Below are 18236 nucleotides of genomic sequence, written 5' to 3' on the forward strand. Positions count from 1 at the left end.
GGGTTACCCTTCCTGTTTTAAGACGTATGGTGAACCGGCTGCAGACCGTAGACAGGCGTTTCCAGCCCTTCCATCCGTGCCTTTAACTGCAGCGCCAAGTAGTGTGAGTAGTGCCGCGACTGGTGCAGGTTGCCGCCATGGAACCACAGCGCCTCTTGCTGGGTGGGTTTCCACATATTGCGCAGCTCGCCCTCCCAGGGGCCAGGGTCTTTGGTGGTGTCAGAGCCCAGGCCCCAGCACTTGCCGACTTTATCCGCCACTTCCTGAGAGATAAGCCGCGCCGCCCAGCCATTCATGGAGCCATAGCCAGTCGCATAAACGATCAAATCTGCCGCTAGCTCGCTGCCATCGGTGAGGGTGATGGAGTGGGGATTGATGCGCTCAATGCCTACGCCGCTGCGCAGTTTGATATCGCCGTTGGCGACCAGATCACAGGCGCCCACATCGATGTAATAACCCGAGCCACGACGCAGGTACTTCAAGAACAGACCCGAGTCGTCGTCACCAAAATCGAGCATAAAACCCGCGTCTTCCAGCTTCTGATAGAACTCGGCGTCGCGCTGTTTGATTGCCTCAAACGCCGGGCGCTGAAAGTCCGGCAGCACCTTGTAGGGAATCGAGGCAAAAATCAGATCAGCCTTGTCGTGGGTTAAGCCATTGGCCACCGCCTCTTCGGAGTAGAGTGGCCCCAGCACTTCCTCCATCAGCGAATCCGACTTAACGATATGGGTGGATGAGCGTTGCAGCATGGTCACATCGGCGTCGTGCTCCCAAAGTGCCGCGGCAATATCGTGAGCAGAGTTATTCGAGCCTACAATCACGCACTTCTTGCCCGCGTAAGCATCCGGCCCTGGGTGCTGGCTGGAATGCTGTTGCTCGCCTGCGAAGCTCTCTGCACCAGGAAATGACGGCACATTGGGCATACCCGACATCCCGGTGGCCATTACCAGCTGTTTCGGGCGTAGCGTGATCGCTTCGCCGTTGCGCTTGACGTTAACCACCCACTCGCCTGCGGCGTCGTCATAGCGCGCATTCTGACACTCAGTGGAGCTCCAATAATTGAGCTCCATCACCTTTGTGTACATCTCCAGCCAATCGCCCACCTTGTCTTTAGGCGCAAACACCGGCCAGTTTTCTGGGAAAGGAATGTAGGGCAGGTGGTCATACCACACCGGGTCGTGCAGGCAGAGCGACTTATAGCGCTTGCGCCAGGAGTCACCCGCGCGCTCGTTGCGCTCGATAATAATGGTCGGCACACCCATCTGCTTCAGCCGCGCCCCAAGGCCAATCCCACCTTGGCCTCCCCCGATGATTACGCAGTAAGGCTGTTGGGTATAACCAAGCTCTGCCTCTTCGCGCTCCCGTGCTTCTAGCCAGGTTTCACGCTGTTTGTTGGCGCCATGCTCGGCCCCTTTCGGACGGTTGTGATTACGCGGTTCGGGAAAATCGTTGAGCGCTTGCATAGTCGTTAGCAGCGTCCAGCACTTGCCGTCTTTAAGGCGCAGGTAGCCTTTGCCGCTGGCGACCGCTGTCTCAAAGGTAAACCACGCCTCACTGGTATCGCCGTTCTGGGTAGCTTCGCCTTCTAGCTGCCAGTTCGTAGGACGCACGTTCTCCAGGGTGGCATTGAGCATGGCCTGAATAGCATCTTTTCCCTCACAGGTTTTTAAATTCCAGGTAAAGGTTACAAAGTCGCGCCAGTAGCACTCCTCATTAAATAGCGACAAGACACGCTGAATATCCTGGGTTTGCAGCGCGTTATCAAAATCACTCAGCCACCCTTGAACAGTGGCCGTGGCGGTTTTCTGGGTTTGTGCCGATATCTCGGACATAGCGAGAACTCCATGGTTTGTTATTGTTAAATTGCTTGTGAGACACCCAACCCTAAGCACCCGTCGTGCCAAAACGCATACAACTTAAATAACTAACTGAAAAATAATATTATTTAATAAAGCGAAGCGGCGATAAGACGTAGTAAGAGGACGTACACCTGTCACACTGTTTACAACCAGGTGTTACAGGTGTAACGCACGACTAACGGCGTAATAGCGCTGCGTTGACACCCACGCCAGAGCGCATAGGCTGGAAGGACAATAACAATCCCTACGGTGAACCACGCCATGCCTACTCAATCGCCTCTGCCTGCACGGCTGCAATCCGTCCAGCGCCAGCATATTGAGCATATTTTCCAGCTCGGCGAAGGCCTGGACGTTCCGCAGCTACCGGCGCAAGCGACTATCCGGCGCTCCTGGCTGCGCTGCCTAAACGAGTACCAGCTCGACCCCACCCGGCCTCGTCCTGCTCGCGTCGTACCGCAGCAGACCCTGATTGAGCACCGGGAGTCTGTCGATGAGCTTTTGCACGTAGCACGCGCTGGGGTTGACCAGCTCTATCAACAAATCGCCCAGCTAGGCTACGTGCTGCTACTCACCGACCACCGCGGGATAACCGTCGAGTTTCGCGGCGACCCTAACCAAGACCAGCAACTGCGCCGGGCAGGCCTCTATCTGGGTGCTGACTGGGACGAACGCTTTGCAGGCACCTGTGCAGTAGGCACCTGCCTGCATGACCGACAAGCAATCATTTGCCACCGCCAGGAGCACTTCGACGCCTCGCATATTTCGCTTACCTGCACCGCCGCACCTATCGCCGATCCCCAAGGCAATGTGATGGCCGTATTGGATATCTCTGCTCTGCAATCACCCACCCAGCATGAAAGCCAAAATTTCAGCCTCTCGCTGGTGACGCTCTATGCACGCATGATAGAGGACGCCTATTTTCTGCAGCGCTACCGTGACTGCCTGATGGTGCGGCTGGATACTTCGCGAGAGTTTGTGCATGTAAACGGGCGCGGACTCATCGCTATTGAAGAGAACGGGCAAGTGATTGCTGCCAATGCCGTGGGCCGTGATCTAATAGGTGAACACCAGCGCCGTTGGCCACCCTGGTCAGCCCATCACATCCCAATACTGGGGGAGCTATTCGAGTGCGAGATCGCCGATATGCTCAGCATTAATAGCGCCACCGACGATCAACTACGTGCTTTTCGCGCCAGGGTCGACAACACGATTTACTTTATTAGCCTGCTGGAGCCACGCCGCCCGCGCCCTGCTCAGCAAGCACAACCGCTCGCCTCCAGCCTGCCGGAACCACTGGTACGCCTCGGTGCCGACGACCCCGCCATGCGCAAAGTGCAGAAACTGGCTGAACGACTGCGCAATGAAGCCAGCGTTAATGTGCTGATTAGCGGAGAAACCGGCACCGGCAAAGAGGTGGTTGCCCGTGCCTTGCATGACAGCGGCAACCGATCTAAGGGCCCCTTTATCGCGGTAAACTGTGCCGCCATTCCCGAAGCGCTGATCGAAAGCGAGCTGTTTGGCTATGAAGCCGGCGCCTTTACCGGTGGCCGCGCCAAAGGCATGCGCGGGCTGATTCCCCAAGCCCATGGCGGCACGCTGTTTTTAGATGAAATCGGCGATATGCCGCTGGCCCTGCAAACCCGCCTGCTGCGCGTACTGGCCGAGCGAGAAGTGATGCCATTGGGTGCCAATAAGCCTGAAAAGGTTGATATCCGGGTGATTACCGCCACTCATCGCAATATCGATGCGATGATCCAGCAGGGCGAGTTCCGCGAAGATCTCTATTACCGCCTAAACGGGGCCCAACTTCGCCTGCCCGCGCTACGCGACCGCGCCGATAAGCTCTACGTTATCCGCCGCGTATTTGACGACATCATTAAAGAGCGCGCCTCCAGCCAATCTCCCCGACTGCGGGCCGACGCCATCAGCGCCCTGCTCGCCTATGCCTGGCCCGGTAATATCCGCCAGCTAAAGAATGCGCTGGCCTTTGCACTGGCCACCTCGGAAAGCGATGAAATCACCGTTCATGATCTGCCCGAACAGTGCCTTAGCCAACGCATTACCCAGCAGAGCCCCCACAAGCCTGCGGACGCTCATGGCAACACCGATCACACATTGCTGGAAATGCTTAAGTCACAGCACTGGAACATAAGTGCCGTGGCACGCGCGCTGGGGGTTTCTCGACCCACGATCTACCGGCAAATGCAGCGTCAGGGCATAATGCCGCCGAATTGGCAGGGGTAACAGAGAGTGCTAGAGAGGAGTTGAGCCATTTAATCTGGACGAAAGATATCTAACGCCAAACCATCGATATGCCGGTAATGTCGATCATTGGCGGTTAGCAAGGGCACGCCCAGCTCCATAGCCGTCGCGGCAATGAGCGCATCCGCCATTTGCATGTTATGGCTAAGCGCATAACTTTCGACCAGGAAGGTGGCACGCGACGAGGTGCCTTCGTCCAAATGGACTATTTTTGCTTGCCAATAATGCAGCGCTTGACGCAGTTGATTGAGTTCCTGCTTGTTGCGCATGCCCTGCACCAACTCCATATAACTCACTGCGGACAGCGAAAAGCCCGGTAGATCATCCAGGCGTTCCGCCGCCGCAGTATTACCGCGCAAATTCCAGATCAGTACGTCGGTGTCTACTAGCATTATTCACCCACCTCGAACGTACGCGGCGCTCGTAGTCGCCGCATCTGTGACTCAACATCATTGCCGTCCGAGGAGTCCTGATCAGCCCATAACCCGAAGGCAGGGTTACGGGCTGGACGTGTTTCCAGACCGCTCTCATCGAGACCCACCAGCCGAGCACAAGGCTTGCCGCGATAAGTGATGTCGACGGTTTCTCCACGCTGTGTCGCCGCTAAGAGCGCCTTGGTTTGTAAACGCAGTTGCTTTACGTTGGCATGCATGGCGTAACCTCTCGTTATACGCTGTCATTATCCCTATTATGGCAACTATGACAGTTGCCGACTCACTAAGTTACTCAAGCAAGTGTAACTTTACCAATAACGCTAGACCACCCATTGGCCTTGAAGGCGACCCTCACGTACACTTGTTTGAATCCGTTTATCTATTTATAAACCCGCTTCCGACAAGCCGAGGCCCTCCCATGGCGTTTGATTCCACTTCTTCCTATATCGCAACCGATGCGCTTAAACAGGCGGTGAATGCTGCCGTGGTGCTCGAGCGGCCGCTGTTGATCAAAGGCGAGCCGGGCACCGGCAAAACCCTGCTGGCTGAAGAACTGGCCGAGTCTCTCGATACCCAGTTGATTACCTGGCATATCAAATCCAGCACCAAGGCGGCCCAGGGTCTGTACGAGTACGATGCCGTCAGCCGCCTGCGCGATTCACAGCTGGGTGTCGAAGGGGTCGAGAACGTCGCCAACTACATCAAGCCCGGCAAGCTGTGGGAAGCCTTTACCGCCAACAAGCGCGTGGTGTTATTGATCGACGAGATCGACAAGGCCGATATCGAATTTCCCAACGACCTGCTTCAAGAGCTGGATCGTATGGAGTTTCACGTTTACGAAACCGGCGAAACCATCCGCGCCGAACAGCGCCCGATTATCATCATCACCTCAAACAACGAAAAAGAGCTGCCGGATGCGTTCCTACGCCGCTGCTTTTTCCACTACATCGAGTTCCCCGACCGCGAGACCATGCAGGCGATTGTCGATGTGCATTTCCCGGATATCGCGCCCAAGCTGGTCAGCGAAGCCCTAGAGGTGTTTTTCGAGCTACGTAAAGCACCAGGCCTGAAGAAAAAACCGTCTACGTCTGAACTAGTCGACTGGCTCAAGCTACTGATGGCTGACAATATTGCTCAAGAGGCGCTCTACAACCGCGACCCGGCCAAAGCGCTCCCGCCCCTAGCCGGCGCCTTGGTCAAAAACGAGCAGGACACTCAACTGCTGGAACGTCTGGCGTTTATGATCCGTCGCCAGAAAGGCACAGGCCGCTAAGCCATGTTTATTGGCCTGTTTGAGACGTTAAAGCGCGCGGGCGTCCCGGTATCGCTACGCGAGCTGCTGGATCTCCACGCCGTGGTGGAGCGCGGCGTGGTGTTCGCCGATATGGAAGCCTTCTATCAGGTGGCCCGCACGGTGATGGTCAAAGACGAACGCCACTTCGACCGTTTTGATCGCGCCTTTGCCGCCTGGTTTAAAGGCCTTGAGGATATGGACGCTGCCATTGAGGCGCTAATCCCTGACGACTGGCTACGCCGGGAGTTTGAGAAGCAGCTAACGGATGAAGAGAAAGCCAAAATCGAATCACTGGGCGGCCTCGAAGAGCTTATCGAGACGTTCAAAAAACGCCTGGAGGAGCAAAAAGAGCGCCACGCGGGCGGCAATAAGTGGATCGGCACCGGCGGCACCAGCCCCTTTGGCGCCTACGGCTACAACCCGGAGGGCATTCGCATTGGCCAGGATGGCTCGCGCCACCGCCGCGCCACCAAGGTCTGGGACGAGCGTCGCTTCCGCGATTACGATGATTCTCTGGAATTGGGCACCCGAAACATCAAAATGGCGCTGCGTCGCCTGCGCAAGTTTGCCCGCCAAGGGGCGTTAGATGAGTTTGACGTGGATAGCACCATCCGCGAAACCGCCAAGGACGCCGGGCTACTCAACGTGCAGATGCGCCCAGAGCGCCATAACGCCGTAAAGGTGCTGCTGTTTTTGGATGTGGGCGGCTCGATGGATGACCATATTCGCGTCTGCGAAGAGCTGTTCTCTGCCGCCCGCTCAGAGTTCAAGCATCTGGAGCACTACTACTTCCATAACTGCCTTTACGAAGGGGTTTGGCGAAACAATATGCGTCGGGGTAACGAGCGGATTCCGACCATGGATGTTTTGCACACCTACGGCGCGGATTACCAGGTAGTAATTGTCGGTGACGCGGCCATGTCGCCTTATGAGGTCACCCACCCCGGCGGCAGCGTAGAGCACTTTAACGACGAAGCGGGCGGCGTGTGGCTTAAGCGTTTATGCGAAAAGTTTCCTCGCCTGGCGTGGCTTAACCCTATGCCGCCCCGTGCCTGGGAGTACACTTACTCGACCCAACTGATCCGCGAGATCATCGATGACCGCATGTACCCCATGACCATGGAGGGCTTGGAAACCGCCATGCGCGAGCTAGCAAAGAAGTAGTCTAATTATCCGGCTATTATCTAGCCATGCGCGTCAGCACGTCGTGGTGAGTCAGCTTGCGATGCAAAATGGCCATCACGATGTGCCCTACTATCAGCGCTAGCAGTGTCCAGCCCAGCTCACCATGGAGCAAACCGCCGAGATCCGTCATCCAGGTGATCTCCTCGCCCTCAAAACCTGACATCAGATTAATTCCAAACACCTCAAGCGAACGGCCCGAACCGTACTGACGAATAAGCGCAATCGTCGGAATTGCGATCATCAAGCCATAGAGTGCAAGATGGCCCAGTTTTGCCATAACGCTCACCGATGGCGGGCGACGCGACGCATTGGCTAACGCCCATATCGTTCTCAGTACGACTAAGGTCAGTAGCAATACACCCACTGGGTAATGGGTTCCCCAGAAGAACTCTTCAAAGGGTGTGTCCGGAAAAAGCCAGTGCGCCGTGGCACTCGTAAACTGCCAAGCAAACAGTAGCGCCATCCCCCAGTGCAACAAGCGGCTAATCGCACCGTAACGTTGACTGTTATCCATTATCGGTAATGCCATGCAGCTTCTCCCTTCTTTTAATAAGCTAGTCGTGATGCTTATTTTATCGGGGCAACACGTAAATAACATGGCAACAACGTGCAACTTGGTTGCACAAACTGGAACGCAGCGTTTCCTAAGGGCTATTAAAGCGACTGCGGGAAATCGTTTAAACCCTTCAAAAAGGCCTGCTTGGCAGCCTCAAACGCCTTAGGGTCATGTTTAAAGCGACGCAGGATAAGCGCTTCATCCAATACCAGGGTAGGCGCTAAATCGCGAATACTCTTGGCAGGGTGGCGAGCGCCCAAGCCAATACGCTTTCCATCCACCCCGCCAAACCAGCGCTTAATGCCACTTTTTTGATAGAACGCTTCTTGTTCGGCGTTATCCACTTCGACACGTAGCGGCGCTTTCAGAGTAAGTTCGCTGATTAACCGCTGCTGAGCATCTGCCTGGTCAAGCGCGCAGGCGTGGGTCACCGTCATGCCCTCGCCTTCCTCGTCCAGCACTAGCAGTGCCAGCGCTTGAGGTTTACCCTGCCCATCAACGGCAGCAAACAGCCGCGCTGCTTCTTGGGGGAAAAAAACACTGCAGGTGCCGGTAAACACGACCAGCGGCGTCAGACCGGCGTCTTGCCCGTAGACCTCAGCGCATAATCGCGCCAAACAGGCGTTGCGCTGGGCCTCTGCGTTAACGTGTACGACCTTCATTTGAATCATCCTCAGCGACTAAAAAACCGCAAGCCTAGAGCAAACATCACCGTTTTGACAGCGCGACATGTTTCACCGCGAGATCCATTCATTTTTACTGATACTGAACACTACTGTTAACGATCTGTCGAAGAGAACTGTAAGCGTGAACATCACTTAGAAGGAGCTAGTATGCCCACCTTTATGAATGACCCTACTCTGCCCACACCAAGCTTCCCTGGTAGCCACATGGTCGTCGATGATCACTATGTGTTTATTTCAGGACTAACCGTTGGCGATCTATCTAACGGCCACGCAGCCCGGGGCGACGTTAAAGAGGAGACTCGCCTTGTGATGCGCGCACTCTCGCGCATGCTTGAAATGGAAGGCGGCAGCTTAGCGGATATAGTGCGGGTAGATATCCACCTCACGGATCTACACGCTATCCAAGACATGGACACTGTTTACGCGGAGTACTTTGAACCTGGCCGCTACCCTGCCCGCACCTGCACCGAATCCCCTAACCTCTACGGCGGAAGCAGTATTGAAATCACGGTGATGGCGAAGCGCCAGCTTCAATCAGAGCAATAACCGCGTCAATATCGATGTGGGCTTCCAGCATATCGGCTAAACGGTCAAGCTCACGCTCTCGGTGGGCTTGGTAATCACTTTGCTCCCCATTCACGAGGCCCAGCTGTTTTAACAGCGCTTGGCAGGCTTCGGGGTGGTCAAACAACCCATGCAGGTAGGTGCCGATAATTTGGCCATCTTTGCTAACGGCGCCTTCTGGACGTCCGTCTATTTCAAATAGCGGCGAACTAAGCGCAGCTCCATCGCTTACGCCGTTATGGATCTCATAGCCGGTAACGGTAGCACCCTCCGCCACCGTTAAACCACTCACATTGCGCAGTTGCTTACCCGCCACCATGCGCGTGGTCAGGGGAAGCAGTCCTAACCCCGCTACCTTTTCAGGTTTTCCCTCCAAGCCCTCCGGGTCATCTACCCACTCGCCCAGCATTTGGAAGCCACCGCAAATACCCAGCACCTTGCCGCCATAGCGCAGATGACGCTGAATGGCGATATCCCAGCCCTGGCGTTTCAGCCATTCAAGGTCGCTTGCGGTACTTTTACTGCCGGGCAACATAATCACATCGGCGGCAGGAATCGGCTGGTCGGCCCCGATAAACGACAACGAGACCTGGGGATGTAACCGCAGGGGGTCAAAATCGGTGTGGTTACTAATACGCGGTAGCGCGGGCACGATCACCTTGAGCGTCTGGCTGGCTTTGTCGGCGTGAGTTAAACCAATGCTGTCTTCTGCATCGAGTACCAGCCCCTTCAGATAAGGCAGCGTGCCGAATACCGGTTTTCCAGTACGTTCTTCCAACCACTCAAGACCTGGCTCCAACAGCGCTATATCACCCCGAAAGCGATTGATAATAAAGCCCTTAGTGCGCGCCTGTTCGCTCTCGCTCAACAGCGCCAGCGTACCCACCAATTGGGCGAAGACCCCACCGCGATCAATATCACCGACGAGTAATACTGGGCAGTCAGCCGCTTCGGCAAAGCCCATATTGGCGATATCGCCTTTACGCAAATTGATTTCAGCCGGGCTGCCCGCGCCTTCGGCAATAATCACATCAAAGCGGCTTTCTAACGCATGCCACGCGGCCATTACGCTCTCTTGAGCGGTACGTTTAAAGGCATGGTAATCCAGCGCGTCCATATGGCCGTATACCTTGCCGCGCAGAATCACCTGGGCACCGCGGTCGGTTTCCGGCTTTAGCAGTACCGGATTCATATCGCTGTGGGGTGCCAAATTGCAGGCTTGGGCCTGTAACGCAGTGGAACGGCCAATCTCGCCGCCGTCCTCAGTCACGGCGCTATTCAGCGCCATGTTCTGGGGTTTAAACGGCGCCACTGATATCCCACGCCTTGCCAGCGCGCGGCAAAGGGCTGCCACCACGGTGCTTTTACCCGCATCCGAGGTGGTGCCTTGAATCATCAGTGTGGCCATAAAGTGGTCTCGCCCAGGTGAACAAGAGCAAGACTTTAGCGGGCGGCGCTAAGTGGCGCAATGTGTTCAGTCTCCGCTCAAGCACCCTAATTCCTTTAATAATCAAAAATACTTTTTATCGCCATCAATTCGTCATATGCCGTCTTTAGGCTGATACCTGATAAATGAGATCGATCTCATTGTATTAATAACAGGTATTCCCATGGCAGATTTACTCAGTGTGGCCAAACTCGCCGGGGTTTCCCGGGCAACCGCAGCACGGGCTTTTTCAAGCCCCGATTTGGTACGCCCAGCGACGCGTGAAAAAGTTTTTAACGCTGCCCAGCAGCTGGCGTTTAGGCCTAATAAAGTCGCACAGCAGCTGCGCTCGCAAGCCACCCAGATGATTGGCGTGATGGTGCCCAGTCTCGATAACCCGGTGTTTGCCGAGCAGCTACAAGCTATGGAAGTAGCAGCCAGAGCGGCTGGTTACTCTCTCATCGTTACCACCAGTGACTACTCGCCCAGCCGCGAGGGTGACATTGTTGAGGAGATGCTGCGCCAGCGCGTGGACGGCTTGGTGCTTACCGTGGCTGAAGCGGATAACAGCGCCGTGCTGGAGAAGCTGCGTTTGGAAAAGACGCCTTGCTTACTGGTCTACAACCCGCCCGGCAACAGTGGTTTCCCCTCCATCGGCGTGGATAACCGCGCCGCCAGCACTGATGCCACCCGCCATTTAATCAACCTGGGCCATAAGCGAATTGGCATGGTTGCTGGCCCGCTGCTGCAGTCAGACCGCGCCCAGCAGCGCTTTGACGGTTACTGCCACGCTATGGGCGAGGCAGGCCTGATCGCACGCCCGTTGGTTGAGATGACCCGCCATACCCAAGCTGACCTGAAAAGCCTAACACCTGCTCTGCAAGGGCCAGAGGCTCTCAGCGCGGTGATCTGTACCAATGATCTGCTCGCCATCAGCCTGATGGGCGAACTGCAACGCGCAGGTTTTAACGTGCCTGGCGACCTCTCTGTAATGGGTTTTGACGGCATTGCTTTAGGCAAACACCTCTACCCATCGCTATGCACAATTGAGCAGCCTCGCGCCGACATTGGGCGCGCAGCTGTTCACACCTTGCTAGCCATGATTCGGGGAGAAAAATGCATGCCCGCTCCCCTGCCCCACGCGTTGCGTAAGGGCGAAAGTGTCGGAATCCCGACATCCCGTAAGTCCACGTTAAGCACTTCCTAGAGGAACACGGTATGAGTCTTAAACGCATGAACCTTAAGCGTCTTTATCAAGCGTTACTGGCCACGGCGGTTATCAGTGCGTCAGGGGCTGCTACTGCCCAGTCAAGCGACAACGCAATCTGCTACAACTGCCCACCAGAGTGGGCGGACTGGGGCACTCAGCTGCGTTTGATCGAACAGGAGACCGGCATTCACGTGCCGCAAGACAACAAAAACTCCGGCCAATCCTTAGCCCAATTGGTCGCTGAAGCGGCTAGTCCGGTGGCCGATGTCGTTTACTACGGGGTGACCTTCGGCATTCAAGCCATGGAAGAGGATGTGGTGACGCCCTACCAGCCTGCTCATTGGGACGAGATCCCGGAAGGCTTGAAAGACCCCGAAGGCAACTGGTTTGCTATTCACTCCGGCACCCTCGGCTTTATGGTCAACGTTGATGCCTTGGATGGCGCACCGGTACCCACGTCCTGGGAAGACCTGCTCAAGCCCGAGTATCGGGGCATGGTGGGTTACCTTGACCCCGCCAGCGCCTTTGTTGGCTACGTCGGTGCCGTGGCGGTCAATCTAGCCATGGGTGGCGATCTTAATGACTTCACCCCGGCGATCGACTACTTCAACCAGCTCGCCGAAAACGACCCGATTGTGCCCAAGCAAACCAGCTACGCGCGAGTACTTTCTGGTGAGATCCCGATTCTTCTCGATTACGACTTCAACGCTTACCGCGCACGCCATAGCGATGGTGCCAACGTAGAGTTTGTGATTCCCGCAGAGGGCAGCGTGGTAGTGCCTTATGTTATGAGCCTGGTGAAAGACGGCCCTAACCCCGAAAACGGTCAGCAAGTGCTTGATTTCGTGCTCTCTGATCAAGGCCAAGCGGTATGGGCTGATGCGTACCTACGCCCTGTGCGCGCCAGCGCCATTTCCCCTGAAGCGCGCGAAGTCTTTCTACCCGATAGCGAGTATGCCCGCGCCGAAGCACTCGACTACCCCGCTATGGCGGCTGCTCAACGTAGCTTCTCTGAGCGGTATCTGTCGGAGGTTCGTTAATAATGACAGCGGCATCCAAGCAGCCCTCCGGGGCTGCTTCTTACCTAAGTCGACCATCGACGATGGTAGGCCCAGCCCGGCGTAAACGCTTTATCGCGTTATTCGCCTTACTGCCTGCCCTGGTGATTTTCTGCGCCTTTTGGCTACTGCCTTTTTCGCGTCTGATCATGATGGGCGCCGAGGCTGATCCAAGCAGCGGTATTAGCGCTTACCTGACTATTCTTACCCATCGTCAGTACTTAATCAGCCTGGCGACCACCGTTGGTCTTTCGCTGGTAGTGTCACTGGTAGCGGTTGCCATTGCGGGCGTTGCCGGATTTTTTCTCGCCCGTCAGCGTTTTTTTGGCAAGTCCATACTAGTGGCGACCCTCACCTTTCCGCTGGCTTTTCCAGGTGTGGTGGTGGGCTTTTTGGTCATCATGCTGGGGGGACGTCAAGGCGCCTTGGCGCAGACCAGCCTGTGGCTGTTTGGCGAGCGCTGGATGTTCGCCTACTCACTGGCCGGGTTATTTATTGGCTACCTCTACTTCTCCATTCCTCGTGTCATCACTACGGTAATGGCTGCCTGCGACAACCTGGATAGAAGCCTTGAAGAGGCAGCCCGTTCGTTAGGTGCTAACACCTGGCAGGTCACCAAAGACGTTATCGTACCCGGTATTGCGCCCGCGCTGCTCTCAACCGCTGCCATCTGCTTTGCCACCAGTATGGGTGCCTTTGGTACGGCGTTTACCCTGGGCACGCGATTGAGCATTCTACCGCTCAATATCTACGGCGAATTCACCAACTACGCTAATTTTGCCATGGCCGCCGCGCTTTCGTTGGTGCTGGGTGTGATTACGTGGATGGCATTGAGCCTTGCCCGCAGGCTGGCAGGCGGCAACTTGGGAGCCTCCGTATGAAATCGCGTCTACGTTTCACGCTCCAACTGAGCTTCACACTGCTGGTGTGCCTATTTATGATCGTGCCCGTCGCCATGTCGGTCATGGCGGGGCTAACCGAGAACTACTTTGTGGGTCTTGAGAGTGGTCTGACCCTGCGCTGGGTCAATGAGGTGTGGCAGCTCTACGCCGATACCATCTGGCTGTCGATTAAACTGGCGCTCGCCTGTTTATTGATCACCATCCTGATTGGCGTACCCGCCGCCTATGGTCTACTGCGCAGCCGTCGCCGCTGGGCCAACGCGATTGAAGAACTCCTACTGCTACCGGTTGCCGTACCCGGGCTGGCCACCGCGCTTGCCCTACTGCTCGCCTATGGCAGCTACCGTGAATTTCGCGGCAGTTGGCTATTTATTCTTGTTGGCCATGTGCTGTTTACCTTGCCCTTTATGGTGCGTGCGGTGCTCTCCGTGATGCAGACCGCCAAGCTTCCCCAACTGGAAGAAGCCGCCGCCAGCTTAGGCGCCAGCTTTAGGCAACGCTTTTTCGGGGTGGTCATCCCCAACTGTATGAGCGGCATTTTGGCGGGAGCGCTAATGGTGGTCACCTTATCGATCGGTGAGTTCAACATTACCTGGATGCTGCATACCCCATTAACCAAAACGCTACCGGTCGGCTTAGCCGACAGCTACGCCTCGATGCGCCTGGAAATAGGCTCAGCCTACACGCTGATATTTCTGGTAATGGTGGTGCCCTTGCTGGTGGCGATTCAGTGGGCGGGCCGACTCACCGAGCAGCGCCGCTAAGCGGTTTCCCAGGTACAGCATTCAACACTTAAGTAGAGATCCGTGATGAGTTCATCTGTCAGCATTACGCTAAACCAGTGCAGCCGTACCTTCGCTGGCGGCAATACAGCGCTACAGCCGCTTGATCTGCAGGTTAATGCGGGCGAAACCCTGGTACTGCTGGGCCCTTCCGGCTGCGGCAAAACCACCACTCTGCGCATTATTAGCGGCCTGGAAAGCCCCGACAAAGGCGGGCAAGTGCTGTTTGGCGAGCGTGATGTCACCGCTCTGCCGATTGAGAAGCGCGACGTAGGAATGGTGTTTCAAAACTACGCGCTATTTCCCAATATGAGCGTTGCCGACAATATTGCCTATGGCTTGAAAATACAGCGTTTGCCACGTGCCGAGATCGCCCATCGGCTTGACGAAGTCATGCATATGGTCGACTTACAAGGCTTTGGCGAGCGACGCATCGACGCCCTTTCAGGAGGCCAAAAGCAGCGCGTTGCCCTCGCCCGCGCGATTGCCGTTCGCCCCAAGGTGCTGCTGTTTGATGAGCCGTTAGCAGCTCTAGACGCGAAACTGCGCGACCGCTTACGCATCGACATTGGCCAGCTTCTACGGGAGCTAGGCACCACGGCGGTCTACGTCACCCACGATCAAGATGAGGCGATGGCCTTGGGTGACCGCATCGCGGTAATGCAAGCCGGACGCATTGCGCAATTGGGCACGCCCCAGGAGATTTATCATCAGCCGGCCAACGCCTTTGTGGCCGATTTTATTGGCGCGGTTAATTGCCTGGACGTGATCAGCACACGCGCCGATGGAGGATTGGTCGTCCATGGAGGTGGACTCCGAGCCTCACATTTGCAGGGAGTATCCACTGTCTACTGCCGTCCAGAAGATATTCAGGTGGTTTCCGTAGACCAAGCCGATGTAAAGGGGAAAGTGGTACAAAGTATTTTCCTGGGCCAGACCCAGCGCCTGATGGTGGACACCGGCGGCGCTTCGCCGCTCCAGGTTGAGGCCCCCTCCCGCCAGCGCTGGTCAAACGGCATTGCCATTGGTTTGGCACTTCACTCTAGCGTGCTTTTTCATCCAGATAAGCCCACTCCCCCTGTTAATGCCAAGGAGATGGCCAATGGCTGATCAAGGTTTAAACATTCAGAAAGCCCCTCATGCCCAGCAATGTCTTATCGCCCAGATTAGCGATCCGCATATCAAGGCGGGCGGGAAGCTCTCTTACCGCCAGGTAGATACCGCCAATGCGCTGCGTGAAGCAATCGCCACGCTCAATCAGCTAGCGCCGCGGCCCGACCTGGTGCTGATTAGCGGTGATTTGGTTGATTTTGGCCATCCTGACGAGTACGCCACCTTTAAGCAGATCCTGGCTGAATTAACGCTGCCCGTGTACTTGATCCCTGGCAATCATGATGACCGCGAACATCTGCGCGCCGCCTTTCCCGAGCACCGTTATCTGTTTCAGCACCGCGACTATTTACAGTGGATCTTAGAAGACTACCCGGTACGCATTGTAGGGCTCGACTCATCGGTGCCCGGCACCCCCCACGGAGAGTTAAGCGATGAAAGTCTGCAGTGGCTAGACACCACCCTGGCAGAGCAGCCCGAGAAACCTACCTTGGTCATGGTGCATCATCACCCTTTTGTTAGTGGCATCGACCATATGGATCGCCAGCCGCTGAAGCGACCAGACGCGCTAGCCGACATCATTGGCAAACATGCCCAGGTCGAGCGCGTGCTCTGCGGTCATCTGCACCGTTCGATCCAAGCGCGCTTTGCGAACACCCTGGCGATTAGCTGCCCTGGGGTTTCCCATCAGGTGAGTTTAGATCTCACCCCAGACGGCCCCTCCAGCTTTCAGCTAGAGCCCCCCGGTTACCTGCTACACCAGTGGTCGGCAACTAACGGCATGGTGACTCACCAAGGGTTTATCGAGCACTATCCAGGCCCTTTCCCGTTTTATGATGCTAATGGGTTGATTGATTAGGTCGTTAGACTGGGAGCGAGCGCTGTTTTGTCTGTGTTAGCCAGCGCCAGCTCCCAGGCTTGTACCATCTGCTTTTTTTCTAATCCCCAGCGGTAACCACCGAGGGCGCCGCTTTGTTGAATTACCCGATGGCAGGGGATCCATAGCGCGATGGGATTAGCGCCCACCGCATTGCCCACGGCACGGGACGATTTAGGTGCCCCCAGCGCCTGAGCAATATGGGAATAGCTGGCAAATTGCCCCTCGGGAATCGTCAGCAGCGCTCGCCAAACCGCTATTTGGAAGTTGGTGCCGGTCACGTGCAGCGACACAGCTGTAGCCCCCTCTTCGGGCTGAGTAAACAGCCTTTCCACCGCGTAGCGAGTGGCCTCAGTACTATGTTGAAAGGTGCTGTGCGGCCACTCTTTGGCCAACCTTGCCAGTAACTCCTCAGAATTAGTCGTATCGACAAACCCCATTCGACAAATACCCCGGGGGGTTACCGCGACGAATAGGCGACCTAAGGGTGTTTCGTGAACGCCGTAAGCGATCTCCACTCCTTCCCCCTGGCGCTTATACTCGCCGGGCGTGACCGCCTCTAACTGAACAAAGTGGTCGTAAAGCCTTGAGCCACCGCTAAGCCCAAGGGTATGGGCGATATCCAACAAAGAAGTGGACGAATGCATTAACTGCTTGCCGCGCTCTAAGGTGAGCGCCTGCAAAAAGCGTTTGGGGCTAATCCCCGCATAGCGGCAAAACAGCCGCTGGAAGTGGAAGGCACTCAAATGAACATGAGCAGCCACCGTTTCCAGATTGGGCTGTTCCGACGCATGCGCCACCATATAGGCCATGGCTTTTTCGATACGCTCATAGTCATTCATTGGGTTATCTCTCTAGCGGGGCTGCTCAGTTCCTTTCAGCCTAAGCCTTCACGGGCGAGTTGCCGACCCGAATCTTGCGCACTGGCAGGTGATCAGACCGTTTATGTTTAAAAGAGACGTTATGTTTAACAGACATTTCCACCAGTTTTCGCTAGGGTGATGCCCCGCCTCCATTGACGGTACACGATACGCCCATGCAAGACTTGATCAATGACATTGCAGCAGCCATGGCAAACGCCGAAGAACGCGGTAAGGTCGCAGACTATATTCCCGAGCTGGGCCATGTTGACCCACAGCAGTTTGCCATTTCGCTCGCCACCGTGGATGGCAACGTTTACTCGGCAGGTTGTGCTACCACGCCCTTCTCGATTCAGAGTATCTCTAAAGTATTTACCCTGACCATTGCACTTGGGCAAGTGGGTGATTCGCTGTGGTCAAAAGTGGGCCGCGAGCCCTCAGGTGATCCCTTCAACTCCATCGTGCAACTAGAGCATGAAAGCGGCAAACCGCGTAACCCGTTTATCAATGCCGGGGCCATTGCGGTGGTCGATGCGATCATGATGGGCCACGAGCCCAAAGAGACACTGGGCGAGATTCTCAGCTTTGTGCGCTATATCGCCGATGACGACAGTATTTACTTCGACCACGCTGTGGCCGCTTCCGAAATGGCACACCGCGACCGCAACGCCTCGTTGGCTCACTTTATGAAAGCCTTTGGCCGCCTACGCCATGATGTCGATAAGGTGCTAGGCACCTATTTTCACCAGTGCGCCATCGCCATGAGCTGTGAGCAGTTGGCCCATGCCGGGCTGTTTTTGGCCTCGGATGGTATCAACAAGCCCAGTGGCATTCGCGTGGTAGCCCCCCAGCGGGCACGGCGTATCAATTCACTAATGATGATGTGCGGGCACTATGACGCCTCGGGGGAGTTCGCTTTTCGCGTCGGCCTGCCTGGCAAAAGCGGCGTGGGCGGCGGCATTCTGGCAATTGCACCCGGCCATGGCTCCATAGCTGTTTGGTCGCCGGGGCTAGATGCCTACGGCAATAGTTTGTTGGGCACCCAGGCGCTCGAAATGTTTGTGCAGCGCACCGGCTGGTCGGTGTTTGGGCATTAAAAGAGCAGAGTGGAAGGCAGTGATTTAAGCGACCACCTCAATTTTGTTCAATACCTCCAGTGGGCACCACCGCA

The 18236-nt window shown here is 56.1% G+C and carries 18 protein-coding genes; 11 read left to right on the forward strand and 7 right to left on the reverse strand.

Translation table 11 applies throughout. From position 1 onward, the window contains the following. Nucleotides 1-17 precede the first annotated feature (17 nt). The gene (locus KF947_RS01955) at nt 18-1832 is read right to left on the reverse strand and encodes an NAD(P)/FAD-dependent oxidoreductase (protein WP_227405289.1); all 1815 of its coding nucleotides are present in this window, start codon (nt 1830-1832) and stop codon (nt 18-20) included. Between the two features lie 288 nt (nt 1833-2120). Here KF947_RS01955 and KF947_RS01960 point away from each other — a divergent pair, with 288 nt between their 5' ends. After that, nucleotides 2121-4103: a sigma-54-dependent Fis family transcriptional regulator gene (locus KF947_RS01960; RefSeq protein ID WP_227405290.1), complete on the forward strand. Its 1983-nt coding sequence runs from the start codon at nt 2121-2123 to the stop codon at nt 4101-4103. A gap of 29 nt (nt 4104-4132) precedes the next feature. Here KF947_RS01960 and KF947_RS01965 read toward each other — a convergent pair whose 3' ends face one another. Both KF947_RS01965 and KF947_RS01970 read right to left on the reverse strand, forming a co-directional pair. Beyond that, nucleotides 4133-4513: a type II toxin-antitoxin system VapC family toxin gene (locus KF947_RS01965; protein WP_227405291.1), complete on the reverse strand. Its 381-nt coding sequence runs from the start codon at nt 4511-4513 to the stop codon at nt 4133-4135. Next, a complete protein-coding gene (locus KF947_RS01970) occupies nt 4513-4773 on the reverse strand; it encodes a type II toxin-antitoxin system Phd/YefM family antitoxin (RefSeq protein WP_133732332.1) in 261 nt (86 codons plus the stop codon). The genes KF947_RS01965 and KF947_RS01970 overlap by 1 nt, the downstream gene beginning before the upstream one ends. A gap of 200 nt (nt 4774-4973) precedes the next feature. On the opposite strand from KF947_RS01970, the gene KF947_RS01975 reads away from it, so the two are divergent. After that, nucleotides 4974-5828: an AAA family ATPase gene (locus tag KF947_RS01975; RefSeq protein WP_133732331.1), complete on the forward strand. Its 855-nt coding sequence runs from the start codon at nt 4974-4976 to the stop codon at nt 5826-5828. Nucleotides 5829-5831: 3 nt separating this feature from the next. Then, a complete protein-coding gene (locus tag KF947_RS01980) occupies nt 5832-7013 on the forward strand; it encodes a vWA domain-containing protein (protein WP_133732330.1) in 1182 nt (393 codons plus the stop codon). A 16-nt stretch (nt 7014-7029) separates the two neighbouring features. Here the strand turns inward: KF947_RS01980 and KF947_RS01985 are convergent, their stop codons facing one another. Continuing rightward, the gene (locus KF947_RS01985; RefSeq protein WP_133732329.1) at nt 7030-7563 is read right to left on the reverse strand and encodes a cytochrome b; all 534 of its coding nucleotides are present in this window, start codon (nt 7561-7563) and stop codon (nt 7030-7032) included. 125 nt (nt 7564-7688) lie between these two features. Continuing rightward, nucleotides 7689-8252, reverse strand: coding sequence for a hypothetical protein (locus KF947_RS01990; protein ID WP_133732328.1), 564 nt, complete (start codon nt 8250-8252; stop codon nt 7689-7691). 171 nt (nt 8253-8423) lie between these two features. On the opposite strand from KF947_RS01990, the gene KF947_RS01995 reads away from it, so the two are divergent. Then, the gene (locus KF947_RS01995) at nt 8424-8822 is read left to right on the forward strand and encodes a RidA family protein (RefSeq protein ID WP_133732327.1); all 399 of its coding nucleotides are present in this window, start codon (nt 8424-8426) and stop codon (nt 8820-8822) included. On the opposite strand, the gene KF947_RS02000 is transcribed toward KF947_RS01995, so the two are convergent. After that, on the reverse strand, nt 8782-10248 hold the full coding sequence (locus KF947_RS02000; protein WP_133732326.1) for a cobyric acid synthase: 1467 nt from the start codon (nt 10246-10248) through the stop codon (nt 8782-8784). The two genes, KF947_RS01995 and KF947_RS02000, sit on opposite strands and share 41 nt — an antisense overlap. Before the next feature lie 202 nt (nt 10249-10450). Here KF947_RS02000 and KF947_RS02005 point away from each other — a divergent pair, with 202 nt between their 5' ends. The 6 genes from KF947_RS02005 to KF947_RS02030 are packed head-to-tail and all read left to right on the forward strand — an operon-like array spanning nt 10451 to nt 16187. Then, nucleotides 10451-11473 carry a LacI family DNA-binding transcriptional regulator gene (locus KF947_RS02005; protein ID WP_227405292.1) on the forward strand — a complete coding sequence of 341 codons (1023 nt, stop codon included), beginning with the start codon at nt 10451-10453 and terminating at the stop codon, nt 11471-11473. 11 nt (nt 11474-11484) lie between these two features. Beyond that, complete coding sequence (locus KF947_RS02010; protein WP_227405293.1) at nt 11485-12516, forward strand: ABC transporter substrate-binding protein; 1032 nt, start codon at nt 11485-11487, stop codon at nt 12514-12516. A 2-nt stretch (nt 12517-12518) separates the two neighbouring features. Then, nucleotides 12519-13415, forward strand: a complete 897-nt coding sequence (locus tag KF947_RS02015; protein ID WP_227405294.1) for an ABC transporter permease — start codon at nt 12519-12521, stop codon at nt 13413-13415. Next, on the forward strand, nt 13412-14200 hold the full coding sequence (locus tag KF947_RS02020; RefSeq protein ID WP_088699885.1) for an ABC transporter permease: 789 nt from the start codon (nt 13412-13414) through the stop codon (nt 14198-14200). Before KF947_RS02015 ends, KF947_RS02020 begins: the two co-directional genes overlap by 4 nt. Nucleotides 14201-14245: 45 nt before the next feature. Continuing rightward, nucleotides 14246-15328 carry an ABC transporter ATP-binding protein gene (locus KF947_RS02025; protein ID WP_227405295.1) on the forward strand — a complete coding sequence of 361 codons (1083 nt, stop codon included), beginning with the start codon at nt 14246-14248 and terminating at the stop codon, nt 15326-15328. Continuing rightward, nucleotides 15321-16187, forward strand: a complete 867-nt coding sequence (locus KF947_RS02030) for a phosphodiesterase (RefSeq protein WP_227405296.1) — start codon at nt 15321-15323, stop codon at nt 16185-16187. Before KF947_RS02025 ends, KF947_RS02030 begins: the two co-directional genes overlap by 8 nt. Here the strand turns inward: KF947_RS02030 and KF947_RS02035 are convergent. Then, nucleotides 16184-17047, reverse strand: a complete 864-nt coding sequence (locus KF947_RS02035; RefSeq protein WP_227405297.1) for a bifunctional transcriptional activator/DNA repair enzyme AdaA — start codon at nt 17045-17047, stop codon at nt 16184-16186. The two genes, KF947_RS02030 and KF947_RS02035, sit on opposite strands and share 4 nt — an antisense overlap. 194 nt (nt 17048-17241) lie before the next feature. On the opposite strand from KF947_RS02035, the gene KF947_RS02040 reads away from it, so the two are divergent. Beyond that, entirely contained in the window at nt 17242-18162 is a 921-nt protein-coding gene (locus KF947_RS02040; RefSeq protein ID WP_227405298.1) for a glutaminase, read from the forward strand. Nucleotides 18163-18236: the final 74 nt, after the last annotated feature.

This window comes from Halomonas sp. FeN2, from assembly GCF_020595105.1.
GTDB classification, from domain to species: domain Bacteria; phylum Pseudomonadota; class Gammaproteobacteria; order Pseudomonadales; family Halomonadaceae; genus Vreelandella; species Vreelandella neptunia.

Coding starts and splice junctions, on each gene's coding strand:
- KF947_RS01955 (WP_227405289.1), bottom strand. CDS start 1,832: ATGTCCGAGATATCGGCACAAACCCAGAAAACCGCCACGGCCACTGTT.
- KF947_RS01960 (WP_227405290.1), top strand. CDS start 2,121: ATGCCTACTCAATCGCCTCTGCCTGCACGGCTGCAATCCGTCCAGCGC.
- KF947_RS01965 (WP_227405291.1), bottom strand. CDS start 4,513: ATGCTAGTAGACACCGACGTACTGATCTGGAATTTGCGCGGTAATACT.
- KF947_RS01970 (WP_133732332.1), bottom strand. CDS start 4,773: ATGCATGCCAACGTAAAGCAACTGCGTTTACAAACCAAGGCGCTCTTA.
- KF947_RS01975 (WP_133732331.1), top strand. CDS start 4,974: ATGGCGTTTGATTCCACTTCTTCCTATATCGCAACCGATGCGCTTAAA.
- KF947_RS01980 (WP_133732330.1), top strand. CDS start 5,832: ATGTTTATTGGCCTGTTTGAGACGTTAAAGCGCGCGGGCGTCCCGGTA.
- KF947_RS01985 (WP_133732329.1), bottom strand. CDS start 7,563: ATGGCATTACCGATAATGGATAACAGTCAACGTTACGGTGCGATTAGC.
- KF947_RS01990 (WP_133732328.1), bottom strand. CDS start 8,252: ATGAAGGTCGTACACGTTAACGCAGAGGCCCAGCGCAACGCCTGTTTG.
- KF947_RS01995 (WP_133732327.1), top strand. CDS start 8,424: ATGCCCACCTTTATGAATGACCCTACTCTGCCCACACCAAGCTTCCCT.
- KF947_RS02000 (WP_133732326.1), bottom strand. CDS start 10,248: ATGGCCACACTGATGATTCAAGGCACCACCTCGGATGCGGGTAAAAGC.
- KF947_RS02005 (WP_227405292.1), top strand. CDS start 10,451: ATGGCAGATTTACTCAGTGTGGCCAAACTCGCCGGGGTTTCCCGGGCA.
- KF947_RS02010 (WP_227405293.1), top strand. CDS start 11,485: ATGAGTCTTAAACGCATGAACCTTAAGCGTCTTTATCAAGCGTTACTG.
- KF947_RS02015 (WP_227405294.1), top strand. CDS start 12,519: ATGACAGCGGCATCCAAGCAGCCCTCCGGGGCTGCTTCTTACCTAAGT.
- KF947_RS02020 (WP_088699885.1), top strand. CDS start 13,412: ATGAAATCGCGTCTACGTTTCACGCTCCAACTGAGCTTCACACTGCTG.
- KF947_RS02025 (WP_227405295.1), top strand. CDS start 14,246: ATGAGTTCATCTGTCAGCATTACGCTAAACCAGTGCAGCCGTACCTTC.
- KF947_RS02030 (WP_227405296.1), top strand. CDS start 15,321: ATGGCTGATCAAGGTTTAAACATTCAGAAAGCCCCTCATGCCCAGCAA.
- KF947_RS02035 (WP_227405297.1), bottom strand. CDS start 17,047: ATGAATGACTATGAGCGTATCGAAAAAGCCATGGCCTATATGGTGGCG.
- KF947_RS02040 (WP_227405298.1), top strand. CDS start 17,242: ATGCAAGACTTGATCAATGACATTGCAGCAGCCATGGCAAACGCCGAA.